General features: G+C 69.0%; 8 protein-coding genes and 1 tRNA gene. 4 read left to right on the top strand and 5 right to left on the bottom strand.

The genetic code is table 11. From position 1 onward, the window contains the following. Positions 1 to 49 precede the first annotated feature (49 nt). Entirely contained in the window at positions 50 to 1,576 is a 1,527-nt protein-coding gene (gene purF, locus OHB41_RS23170; protein ID WP_266700140.1) for an amidophosphoribosyltransferase, read from the top strand. Positions 1,577 to 1,619: 43 nt separating this feature from the next. Beyond that, positions 1,620 to 2,720, top strand: coding sequence for a phosphoribosylformylglycinamidine cyclo-ligase (gene purM, locus OHB41_RS23165; protein WP_266700139.1), 1,101 nt, complete (start codon positions 1,620 to 1,622; stop codon positions 2,718 to 2,720). Positions 2,721 to 2,906: 186 nt separating this feature from the next. Here purM and OHB41_RS23160 read toward each other — a convergent pair whose 3' ends face one another. Continuing rightward, positions 2,907 to 3,161, bottom strand: coding sequence for a DUF3073 domain-containing protein (locus OHB41_RS23160; RefSeq protein ID WP_037615441.1), 255 nt, complete (start codon positions 3,159 to 3,161; stop codon positions 2,907 to 2,909). Between the two features lie 323 nt (positions 3,162 to 3,484). Beyond that, positions 3,485 to 4,573 carry a Leu/Phe/Val dehydrogenase gene (locus OHB41_RS23155; protein ID WP_266700138.1) on the bottom strand — a complete coding sequence of 363 codons (1,089 nt, stop codon included), beginning with the start codon at positions 4,571 to 4,573 and terminating at the stop codon, positions 3,485 to 3,487. A gap of 245 nt (positions 4,574 to 4,818) precedes the next feature. Here OHB41_RS23155 and OHB41_RS23150 point away from each other — a divergent pair, with 245 nt between their 5' ends. Both OHB41_RS23150 and bldC read left to right on the top strand, forming a co-directional pair. Beyond that, a complete protein-coding gene (locus tag OHB41_RS23150) occupies positions 4,819 to 5,667 on the top strand; it encodes a DUF8083 family protein (RefSeq protein ID WP_266700137.1) in 849 nt (282 codons plus the stop codon). 600 nt (positions 5,668 to 6,267) lie between these two features. Continuing rightward, complete coding sequence (bldC, locus tag OHB41_RS23145; RefSeq protein WP_003949541.1) at positions 6,268 to 6,474, top strand: developmental transcriptional regulator BldC; 207 nt, start codon at positions 6,268 to 6,270, stop codon at positions 6,472 to 6,474. A gap of 517 nt (positions 6,475 to 6,991) precedes the next feature. Here the strand turns inward: bldC and OHB41_RS23140 are convergent. From OHB41_RS23140 to hrpA, 3 genes are all read right to left on the bottom strand, one after another. Further along, positions 6,992 to 7,180, bottom strand: a complete 189-nt coding sequence (locus OHB41_RS23140) for a DUF6274 family protein (protein ID WP_266700136.1) — start codon at positions 7,178 to 7,180, stop codon at positions 6,992 to 6,994. Between the two features lie 188 nt (positions 7,181 to 7,368). Then, positions 7,369 to 7,443, bottom strand: a tRNA-Asp gene (locus OHB41_RS23135). Between the two features lie 94 nt (positions 7,444 to 7,537). Continuing rightward, complete coding sequence (gene hrpA, locus OHB41_RS23130; protein WP_266700135.1) at positions 7,538 to 11,506, bottom strand: ATP-dependent RNA helicase HrpA; 3,969 nt, start codon at positions 11,504 to 11,506, stop codon at positions 7,538 to 7,540. Positions 11,507 to 11,873 lie beyond the last annotated feature (367 nt).

Below are 11,873 nucleotides of genomic sequence, written 5' to 3'. Positions count from 1 at the left end.
CCGTATCCCCAATTCGGACCAGTGGTCGATCTCGCCTACACTCGGAGCCGTGCCACGTGGTGACGGTCGACTCAATCATGATCTGCTCCCCGGCGAGAAAGGCCCCCAGGACGCTTGCGGCGTCTTCGGAGTCTGGGCCCCCGGTGAAGAGGTCGCCAAGCTCACTTACTTCGGGCTCTACGCCCTCCAGCATCGAGGCCAGGAATCCGCGGGTATCGCGGTCAGCAACGGCTCCCAGATCCTCGTCTTCAAGGACATGGGCCTCGTGTCCCAGGTCTTCGACGAGACCTCGCTCGGTTCGCTCCAGGGTCATATCGCGGTCGGTCACGCCCGCTACTCGACCACCGGCGCCTCCGTCTGGGAGAACGCCCAGCCGACGTTCCGTGCCACCGCGCACGGCTCCATCGCGCTCGGCCACAACGGCAACCTGGTCAACACGGCGCAGCTCGCCGAGATGGTCGCCGACCTCCCCAAGCAGGACGGCCGCACCACCCGGGTGGCCGCCACCAACGACACCGACCTGCTCACCGCGCTGCTCGCGGCCCAGGTCGACGACGACGGCAAGCCGCTCACCGTGGAAGAGGCCTCCGCGAAGGTCCTCCCGCAGGTCAAGGGCGCCTTCAGCCTCGTCTTCATGAACGAGCACACCCTCTACGCGGCGCGCGACCCGCAGGGCATCCGCCCGCTGGTCCTCGGCCGACTGGAGCGCGGCTGGGTGGTCGCCTCCGAATCCGCCGCCCTCGACATCTGCGGCGCCGCGTACGTCCGCGAGATCGAGCCGGGCGAGTTCGTCGCCATCGACGAGAACGGCCTGCGCACCTCGCGCTTCGCGGAAGCGAAGCCCAAGGGCTGTGTCTTCGAGTACGTCTACCTGGCCCGCCCCGACACGGACATCGCCGGCCGGAACGTGTACCTGTCCCGTGTCGAGATGGGCCGCAAGCTCGCCAAGGAAGCCCCCGTGGAGGCTGATCTGGTGATAGCGACTCCGGAGTCCGGGACGCCCGCCGCGATCGGTTACGCGGAGGCCAGCGGAATCCCCTTCGGCGCGGGTCTGGTCAAGAACGCGTACGTCGGCCGGACCTTCATCCAGCCCTCGCAGACCATCCGGCAGCTGGGCATCCGCCTGAAGCTGAATCCCCTCAAGGAAGTCATCAAGGGGAAGCGGCTGGTCGTCGTCGACGACTCGATCGTCCGCGGCAACACCCAGCGCGCGCTGGTGCGCATGCTCCGCGAGGCCGGAGCCGCCGAGGTCCACATCCGGATCTCCTCCCCGCCCGTGAAGTGGCCCTGCTTCTTCGGCATCGACTTCGCGACCCGTGCCGAGCTGATCGCCAACGGCATGACCGTCGAGGAGATCGGCACCTCGCTCGGCGCCGACTCCCTCTCGTACATCTCCCTCGACGGGATGATCGAGGCCACGACCATCGCCAAGCCGAACCTGTGCCGGGCCTGCTTCGACGGCGAGTACCCGATGGAGCTTCCCGACCCCGAGCTGCTCGGCAAGCAGCTCCTGGAGACCGAGCTGGCCGCGGGTCCCGCAGCCACGGCCGCGGCTGACGCCATCCGTCGCCCGTAAGTGCCGCAGAGCCCCGTTTCACCAACCCGAAAGATCCCAGGCAATGTCTTCTGTCTCTGATCAGTCACCTCCGGCGACGGGCAGCCCTTCCGGTGCTTCCTACGCGGCTGCCGGCGTCGACATCGAAGCGGGCGACCGCGCCGTGGAGCTGATGAAGGAGTGGGTGAAGAAGACGCAGCGCCCCGAGGTCCTCGGCGGACTCGGCGGCTTCGCCGGCCTCTTCGACGCCTCCGCCCTCAAGCGGTACGAGCGTCCGCTGCTCGCCTCCGCCACGGACGGCGTCGGCACCAAGGTCGACCTGGCCCGGCAGCTCGGCGTGTACGACTCCATCGGACACGACCTGGTCGCGATGGTCATGGACGACATCGTGGTGTGCGGCGCCGAGCCGCTCTTCATGACCGACTACATCTGCGTCGGCAAGGTCCACCCCGAGCGTGTCGCGGCCATCGTGAAGGGCATCGCCGAGGGCTGCGTCCTCGCGGGCTGCGCCCTGGTGGGCGGCGAGACGGCCGAACACCCGGGTCTGCTGGGTCCGGACGACTTCGACGTCGCGGGCGCCGGTACGGGCGTGGTCGAGGCCGACCGGCTGCTCGGTGCGGATCGTATCCGCACGGGTGACGCGGTGATCGCCATGGCGGCCTCCGGGCTTCACTCGAACGGGTACTCCCTCGTCCGGCACGTTCTCTTCGAGCGGGCGAACCTCAGCCTCGACCAGCACGTCGAGGAGTTCGGCCGTACGCTCGGCGAGGAGCTGCTGGAGCCCACCAAGATCTACTCGCTGGACTGTCTGGCGCTCACCCGGACCACCGAGGTGCACGCCTTCAGCCACATCACCGGCGGCGGGCTCGCGGCGAACCTCGCCCGGGTGATCCCGGACGGCCTGCACGCGATCGTCGACCGTGAGACCTGGATGCCGGCCCCGGTCTTCGACCTCGTCGGCCGGACCGGGCAGGTCGAGCGGCTCGAGCTGGAGAAGACGCTCAACATGGGCGTGGGCATGATCGCGATCGTCCCCGAGGAATCGGCGGACGCGGCGCTCGCCACCCTCGGGGACCGCGGTGTGGACGCCTGGATCGCCGGTGAGATCACCGAGCGCGGCGAGCACACGACCGGCGCGGCCCTGATCGGCGACTACGCGAGCTGACGCCCTCCGGGCAGCACAAAACCCGGTCCGGCGCTGGCGCCCCGGACCGGGTGAAGTGCGGTTGTCATGAGAATTCTGCCGACAGAACCCGCCGACGGAGGACCGCCGGCGAAGATCTGTCGGCAGAAGTCCGCCAACAGGAATCTGCTACGAGAGATCGCGGAAACCGCGAGGGACGCTGTTGCGTCAAGCGCCGCGACGTTGAGACTGAGGACCGGACTGGTCGTCCTCGTCCTCATCGTCGTCGTTGTAGAGATCCGCGTACTGGGCGTACGGGTCGTCTTCCTCGTCGTCGTCCTCGAACGGCTCGCCATTCGGCGGCTGGCTCGAAGTCGAAGCGCCCAGCTCATTGGCCAGGCGCGAGAGGTCAGTCCCGCCGCTGCTGTACTTCAGCTGGCGGGCGACCTTCGTCTGCTTGGCCTTTGCCCGGCCGCGCCCCATGGCTCGACCCCCTCGGATACGGGGCTCGGTGGCCCCAGAGTCTTGACACGCGTTCATGATCTGGAACGGGCTCTCCGTGGAGAGACCGGTCCGTAGGGCTTCCACGGTACCTGAGCCCGCGCCCATACGGTACGTCGCCCGCAGGACGCGCCTACGCCCAGAACCTGCGAGGTGCCCTGTCCCCGCTGGTCAACCGCGATTTTAACCTCTTATTGGCGCCCGACCCGCCGACAGGAGTGAGAGTTCTCTCCAAGTCTTCCCTCGGCGGGTCCCTGACAAGCTGGAAACGAGCCGGAACGAGGAGTTCCGAATGGCCGGTTCCGTCAGCCGCGGTGACGCGCCTCCGCCATCCGCTGCTCGGCGATCCGGTCGGCCGCGGCGGCCGGGGGAATCCCGTCCTCCTTCGCACGTGCGAATATGGCCAGCGTGGTGTCGAAGATCTTCGCGGCCTTCGCCTTGCACCGGTCGAAGTCGAAACCGTGGAGTTCGTCGGCGACCTGGATGACGCCGCCCGCGTTCACGACGTAGTCGGGCGCGTACAGGATCCCGCGGTCCGCGAGGTCCTTCTCGACGCCCGGGTGCGCGAGCTGGTTGTTGGCGGCGCCGCACACGATCCTCGCCGTGAGGACCGGCACGGAGGCGTCGTTCAGTGCCCCGCCGAGCGCGCAGGGGGCGTAGATGTCGAGCCCGTCCACGCGGATCAGTGCCTCGGTGTCGGCGACGGCGGTGACCCCGGTCGGGTGCTTGTCCAGGATCCGCTGCACGGAGTCCGGCCGCACGTCCGTGACGACGACCTCGGCGCCGTCCTGGCGCAGGTGGTCCACGAGGTGGTGGCCCACCTTGCCGACGCCCGCGACGCCCACCCTGCGGCCCCGCAGCGTCGGGTCGCCCCACAGGTGCTGGGCGCTGGCCCGCATGCCCTGGAAGACCCCGTAGGCGGTCAGGACCGACGAGTCGCCCGCGCCGCCGTTCTCCGGCGAACGGCCGGTCGTCCAGCGGGACTCCCGGGCCACGACGTCCATGTCGGCGACGTAGGTGCCGACGTCGCAGGCCGTGACGTAACGACCCCCGAGCGAGGCCACGAACCGGCCGTAGGCCAGCAGCAGCGCCTCGCTCTTGATCTGGTCGGGGTCGCCGATGATGACGGCCTTGCCGCCGCCGTGGTCGAGACCGGCCATGGCGTTCTTGTACGACATCCCGCGCGAGAGGTTCAGCGCGTCGGCGACGGCCTCCTCCTCGCTCGCGTACGGGTAGAAACGCGTCCCGCCGAGGGCGGGGCCCAGGGCGGTGGAGTGGATGGCGATGACGGCCTTGAGGCCGCTGGCCCGGTCCTGGCACAGCACGACTTGCTCATGACCCCCCTGATCCGAGTGGAACAGGGTGTGCAGGACGCCGTCGGTTACGTCGGTCACTGTGGTGACTCCCAGGTAAGTAGCGGCGGTTGAGGACGGTGCCCGTACGGATGGCGGGCGCCCGTGGGCACGAGGGTAGAGCCTGTGTCCGGTCACCATCCGCGCAGTGTTCAGGATCACCTTCTCCCGGAGTACGTTTCCGCACGACCGTGGGACGATTTGCAGTGTTTTCCCGGTCGCTCGTGTGCCGGTTGAACACGTTCCCGTCCGGGTTTCGTGTTCGGTCCGATGGGGAGGGAGCAGAGGTGCCCAAGGTGTCCTCGGTGGTCGTCCCGTACGCGTCCTATCTGCGCGTCTACGAACCGCTGGCCGCCTTTGCGGAGCCGGAGCGCGGCCACTGGGCGCGCTACGCCCGGCGCGCGGAGCGTCCGTCGTACCAGGACGAACTGCGCCGTTCCCTGGCCGATTTGCTCCCGACGCCGCCGATCCCCGTGCCGGTGCACGAGAGCGCCGACGCGTTCGTGCTGGACGTCGACGGGGTGCTCTGCGTCTGTCCCTGGCGCACCCGGCTGCGGGGCTGGCAGGCGCTGGGCGAGCTGGCCGAGGAACTGCCGGCACCGGTCCTGGACGCGGTGCTGCCCCCGCTCGTCCGCCGACAGGCCGCCCTGGACTACGAGCGCTGGCTGGCCCGCAACCCCGACGCCCGCCCGTGGATCCGCAGCTCGACCTGGCAGGTGCCGCTGAACTGGTTCGTGCTCGTCTCCGACGAGGAGCGGGAGTACGAGAAGGGCGCGGGCGGCGACGGCGCGGCGCCGGTGCTGCGCTACCGGACGCCGATGGTGCAAGCGCGCCGGCGGACCGCGCGGGCGCTGAAGACGCTCCGGGACACCCTCGACGAGGGGCCGCTCATCGACGGCCTGGTGGACGTGGGGCGCTGGCTCGAGGAGTTCCACCCGCGCTCGCTGGTCGAGCTGGACTACGGCGGGCTGGTGCACGTCCTGCCGGCCGGACACCTGGAGGACGACCACTCGGCGGCGGACGTCGCCGAGGGCATCGAGGCGCTGCGCGACGGGGACGGGGCCACCGCGGGCGAGGCGTACGGGCGGCTCGTGGAGCGCTGGCGCTCGGTCAGGGACCGGCAGTCCTCGAACTGAGGTCCGCCGGGTGGATCACGTGGGCCGGGCGTGTCGCGTGGCCCCGTCCGGGACGTGTGACGCGTATCTCAGCCGAGGGCAACCGAACTGACGTATGGTCCTCGCACGCCGAAGAGGTCCCACTGTAGGACGTAGGTCCCGACTACGGGACGTAGGTCCCGATCCGGTCTTTTGTGTCAACGGTGTGTCAAGCGTGACGGATGGCACTTACCTGGCTCTTGCATCGCTTACCCCTCCCCGTGCCAAAATAGGACAAGGAGTCCGGGGAGGACTCCTTCTACCCGTGTTTGGGTGGAATCTCCGCATTGCACGCTATGGGGGGTCTGGTGACTCCTGATCGCCCTGTGACTGATCGTCACAGTGTCGTGACTGTCCGCTATGGCATGGTCCATCGGCTTCCGTCGCTGATGAACACCTGGGAGGGCAATTCCATCGGTTTGGCCGACGCGGCTGGACGGATGGTGTAGTTGTAGTGCCGAGGACAAGCCGTTCGTCCTATAACCGACTCGACTCGCGTCCGCCATTTCGGGCAACGCGGGTCAAGGTGCAGAATTTAGAGGAAAGAACCGAGAAGGTTCGGTTCTCCCGAGGAGGCCGCTCATGACCGCTCGCACCCCTGATGCCGAGCCGCTGCTGACCCCGGCTGAGGTCGCCACCATGTTCCGCGTCGACCCCAAGACGGTCACACGGTGGGCGAAGGCCGGCAAACTTACGTCCATCCGCACGCTCGGCGGGCACCGCCGCTACCGCGAAGCGGAGGTCCGTGCACTGCTTGCGGGCATCCCGCAGCAGCGCAGCGAGGCCTGAACAATTACATAACCGGACAATTCGGCAGCTCCCCCAATCCGCCGGAACGTCCGAACCACAGCTTCAAGCGACGCGGGTCCTGCCCCAACAGGGCTCACGCCCGACCCAGTTCCACCAATGACAAGGGTGCGTCGTCGATCGCGCTGGACTCCGCCGGGTCCAGCGCGATTTTTTTGTGCCCCGGCCGGGTCCTGGCGGGCCCGACGGCGCTCCTCCGGCGCCCCGGGCGCGCCCCCTTGACGCTCCGTCCGTGCGCCGGGCGGTCGTGGGAGCGGGCGGCGCGGAGGGTCTGTGAGCGGCCTTGTGGGAGTCTGGGGAGGGCCGTCGGATCTTCTGTGGGAGTCCTCGGCGGGTGGTGCAATTGCACATATTAAATTGACTAGTTGTAGGTGGGGTGTAAGTTTCGCTGTTCTGAAAACTTATGCGGTGACACCCGTCACATGCCAGAGTCCTTGTCGCTCACGACTCCTCTGCGCTAAAGGAGTTGGGAGGGGGTCCGTATTCCCGGCGCCCCGGCTCAGGCCCTGGAGGGGCTCTCGTCCTCGGCCGCCGTCTCGTCCTCCTCGCCGTACGGAGCGGGTTCCATGGCCAGCCTCAGGAGCCGGTGGCAGATCGGGCAGTGCCGGGTCAGATGGCGGTAGCCGGAAGCGGCCGACAGATGGGCGCGGAGCAGGGCGCGCGTCTCGTGCCGGGCCGATGCCGCCATGGGCCACCTCCAGGGGGTCGAGAGCCCTGGTTTCTGGGGTACCCGGGGAATGTGGCGCCGTCAAGACGCGGAAGCCCCGCGGGCGGAGCAGGGGCGGAGGAGTGTGGACCGCGCGGGAGTACGGGATGCGCGAGAGTATCGGACGCACGAGAGCCCGGGTCCGAAGACCCGGGCTCTCGTATCTACTGCGGTCCTGACGGGATTTGAACCCGCGGCCTCCACCTTGACAGGGTGGCGAGCACTCCAAACTGCTCCACAGGACCAGGTTTCGCAGTCACTGTTCGTGCGCTGTGCTGCGAGAAGAGACTGTACAGGAGGGTGAGCCCGGGGTCGAACTCACCCACCGTACGGGCCCCGTTACGGCGCCGCGGCGTCGATCGCCTTCACGATGCGCTTGTCGGAGACGGGGTACGCCGTGCCGAGCGCGTGGGCGAAATAGCTGACCCGCAGCTCCTCGATCATCCAGCGGATGTCCAGGACCTGTTGCGGTACCGGACGGCCCTGCGGCATCTGCTCCAGGAGCCAGGCGTACTCGTCCTGCATCTCGTGGACCTTCTCCATCCGGGTGGTGTCCCGCTGGACGCTGGTCGGCATCTGCTGCAGCCGGCGGTCCGCGGCCACCAGATAGCGCATGAGGTCGGCCAGCCGGCGCAGACCGGTCGCCGTGACGAAGCCGGGCTTCACGAGGGCGTCGAGCTGCCCCCGCACGTCCGCGAGGTTCGCCAGCAGCACGGGGCTCCTGACGTCCTTCAGACGGCGCTCACAGGCCTGCCAGGCGGCCAGCACCTGCTGCACCTGTCCGACCGTACGGACCGTCGTGTCGACGATCTCGGCGCGCACCCTGTCGTACAGCTTCCGGTACGACTCCTCGTCCCACGCCGGGCCTCCGAAGTCGCCGATCAGCTTGTCCGCCGCGGCCGTCGCGCAGTCGTCGAAGAGGGCCTGCACGGTGCCGTGCGGATTGGCGGACAGGGCGAGCTTCTGGGCGTTCGTCAGCTTGTCCGAGGCGAACTTGCCCGGGTTCACCGGGATGTTGCGCAGGATCAGCCGCCGGGTGCCCTTCCACATGGCCTGCGCCTGCTCGGCCTCGGTGTCGAAGAGGCGTACGGAGACCGTGTCGCCGTCGTCCACCAGGGCCGGGTAGGCCTTGACCGGCTGGCCCGCCCGGCGCGTCTCGAAGACGCGCGCCAGCGAGCCGATCGTCCAGTCCGTGAGGCCCGTGCGCTCCAGGGACTCGCCGCCCTCGCGCTCCGCCGTCGCCGCCGCGGCCTGCGAGATCGCCTTGCGGGCCTTCGGCTTCAGCTGGAGCTGCAGCGCCTGGAGGTCCTTGTCCTCGGCGAGCTTGCGGCGCCGCTCGTCGACGATCCGGAAAGTGATCTTCAGGTGGTCGGGGACCCGGGACCAGTCGAAGTCGTCGGCGGTGAGCGTGACACCGACCATGCGCTTCAGCTCGCGGGCCATCGTCGTCGCCAGCGGTTCCTGGAGGGGGACCGCACGGTCGAGGAAGGCCCGCGCGACGTTCGGGGCGGGCACGTAGTTGCGGCGGATGGGCTTGGGGAGGGAGCGGATCAGCTCCGTCACGACGTCCTCCCGCAGACCCGGGATCTGCCAGTCGAAGCCCTCGTCCGTCACCTGGTTCAGGACCTGGAGCGGGATGTGGACCGTCACGCCGTCGGCGTCCGCGCCCGGCTCGAACTGGTACGTCACCCGGAACTTGAGACGCCCCTGACGCCACGAGTCGGGGTAGTCGTCCTTGGTGACGGCCCCCGCCTTCTCGTTGATGAGCATCGAACGCTCGAAGTCGAGAAGCTCGGGCTCGTCGTGGCGCTTGTGCTTCCACCAGGAGTCGAAGTGCGCTCCGGACACGACGTGTTCCGGCACCCGCTGGTCGTAGAAGTCGAAGAGCGTCTCGTCGTCGACCAGGATGTCCCGGCGCCGGGCACGGTGCTCCAGCTCCTCCACCTCGGTCAGCAGCCTGCGGTTGTCGGCGAAGAACTTGTGGTGCGTGCGCCAGTCGCCCTCCACGAGGGCGTTGCGGATGAAGAGTTCGCGGGACGTCTCGGGGTCGATGCGCCCGTAGTTGACCTTCCGCTGGGCGACGATCGGCACGCCGTAGAGGGTGACCTTCTCGTACGCCATCACGGCGGCCTGGTCCTTCTCCCAGTGCGGTTCGCTGTACGTCCGCTTCAGGAGGTGCCCGGCCAGGGGCTCGACCCACTCCGGCTCGATCTTCGCGTTGACCCGCGCCCAGAGGCGGGAGGTCTCCACCAGCTCGGCCGACATCACGAAGCGCGGGGGCTTCTTGAAGAGCGCCGAACCGGGGAAGATCGCGAACTTGGCGTTGCGGGCGCCCAGGTACTCGTTCTTGCCGGTGGCGCGCCCGCTCTCGCCGCCGGTCTCCTTCACGTCCTTCATGCCGACGTGCGAGAGCAGGCCGGCCAGGAGCGAGACATGGACGCTCTGGTCGGCCGCGTCCTCCTCGTTCAGGTGGATGCCCATCTGCTTCGCCACCGTGCGCAGCTGGGTGTAGATGTCCTGCCACTCGCGGATGCGCAGGAAGTTCAGGAACTCCTGTTTGCACATGCGGCGGAAGGCGGAGGAGCCCCGCTCCTTCTGCTGCTCGCGGACGTAGCGCCACAGGTTCAGGAACGCGAGGAAGTCGCTGGTCTCGTCCCTGAAGCGGGCGTGCTGCTGGTCGGCCTGCGTCTGCTTGTCGGAGGGGCGCTCGCGCGGGTCCTGGATGGACAGCGCCGCGGCGATCACCATCACCTCACGCGCACAGCCGTTCTTGTCGGCCTCCAGCACCATCCGGGCCAGCCGGGGGTCCACGGGGAGCTGGGCGAGCTTGCGGCCCGTCTCGGTCAGGCGCTTGCGTACGTCCTTCTCCGTGGGGTCCAACGCGTTCAGCTCCTGGAGGAGCTGGACGCCGTCACGGATGTTGCGGTGGTCCGGCGGGTCGATGAAGGGGAACTTCTCGATGTCGCCGAGGCCGGCCGCGGTCATCTGGAGGATGACGCTCGCCAGGTTCGTACGGAGGATCTCCGCGTCCGTGAACTCCGGGCGGGAGACGAAGTCGTCCTCGGAGTACAGACGGATGCAGATGCCGTCGGACGTACGGCCGCAGCGGCCCTTGCGCTGGTTGGCGCTGGCCTGCGAGACGGGTTCGATCGGGAGACGCTGGACCTTCGTGCGGTGGCTGTAGCGGGAGATGCGGGCGGTGCCCGGGTCGATGACGTACTTGATGCCCGGGACGGTGAGCGAGGTCTCCGCGACGTTCGTCGCCAGCACGATCCTGCGGCCGGTGTGAGGCTGGAAGACGCGGTGCTGCTCGGCGTGCGAGAGGCGGGCGTAGAGGGGGAGGACCTCGGTGAAGCGGTAGTTCTTCTTCGTGAGCGCGTCCGCCGTGTCGCGGATCTCGCGCTCACCGGAGAGGAAGACGAGGATGTCGCCCTTGCCCTCGGCCTGCAGCTCCTCCACGGCGTCGGTGATCGCGGTGATCTGGTCGCGGTCCGCGTCGTCGCCTTCCTCCTCCAGGAGCGGGCGGTAGCGGACCTCCACGGGGTAGGTGCGGCCGCTGACCTCGACGATCGGGGCGTCGCCGAAGTGCCGGGAGAAGCGTTCGGGGTCGATGGTCGCGGAGGTGATGACGACCTTGAGGTCCGGGCGCTTGGGGAGCAGTTGCGCGAGGTAGCCCAACAGGAAGTCGATGTTGAGGGAGCGTTCGTGGGCCTCGTCGATGATGATCGTGTCGTAGGCGCGCAGCTCGCGGTCGGTCTGGATCTCGGCGAGCAGGATGCCGTCCGTCATGAGCTTGACGAAGGTGCCGTCCGGGTTGACCTGGTCGGTGAAGCGGACCTTCCAGCCGACGGCCTCGCCCAGCGGGGTGTCCAGCTCGTCGGCGACGCGCTCTGCCACGGTGCGGGCGGCGATGCGGCGGGGCTGGGTGTGGCCGATCATGCCGCGGACGCCGCGGCCGAGTTCGAGGCAGATCTTGGGGATCTGGGTGGTCTTGCCGGAGCCGGTCTCACCGGCGACGATCACGACCTGGTGGTCGCGTATGGCGTCGGCGATGTCCGATTTCTTCTGGCTGACGGGGAGCTGCTCGGGGTAGGTGACGGCGGGCACGCGGGCGCGGCGCTCGGCCATGCGGGCCTCGGCCTTGGTGACCTCCGCCTCGATCTCGGCGAGCACGGCGGTCCGGGCCTCGGGCTTGCGGATCCGGCGCGCGCCCTCGAGCCTGCGGCCGAGCCGGTGCGCGTCGCGCAGGGACAGCTCGGCCAGGCGGGGGGCGAGATCGCCGAGGGCGGGGGCAGGATGCGTAGACATACGCGGTCCAGGATCTCACCTCGCCGAAATTCCTGGCGAACGGTTTTGGGCGGGGGTGCCTTCGGCGGGGGTGTGGGGTGGGGTTCCCGGTGGCGGTGGCGGTGGCGGTGGCGGTGGCGGTGGCGGTGGCAGTGGCAGTGGCAGTGGCGGGTGTGCCGGGCGGTGGGTGGGTCGGGGCCGTGCCGGTGTGTCGAGGCCGTCGCCGCTGGATCAGGCGTGGGCCGGGTATGCGAGCCGCTGCTCGATCCGAACGTAAGCGACGGCCTGCGACACACCGGCACGGCCCCTTCCGTGTGTCGGCTGCTGCGGGTGCGTGGGCGGCGGTCTGCGAGACGCCGGGACGGCCCCTTCCGTGTGTCGGCGGCTG

It is taken from the genome of Streptomyces sp. NBC_01571, assembly GCF_026339875.1.
Classification (GTDB): Bacteria; Actinomycetota; Actinomycetes; order Streptomycetales; family Streptomycetaceae; genus Streptomyces.
The sequence above is the reverse complement of the archived record's forward strand: the minus strand, read 5'-3'. Positions and strand labels throughout refer to the sequence as shown.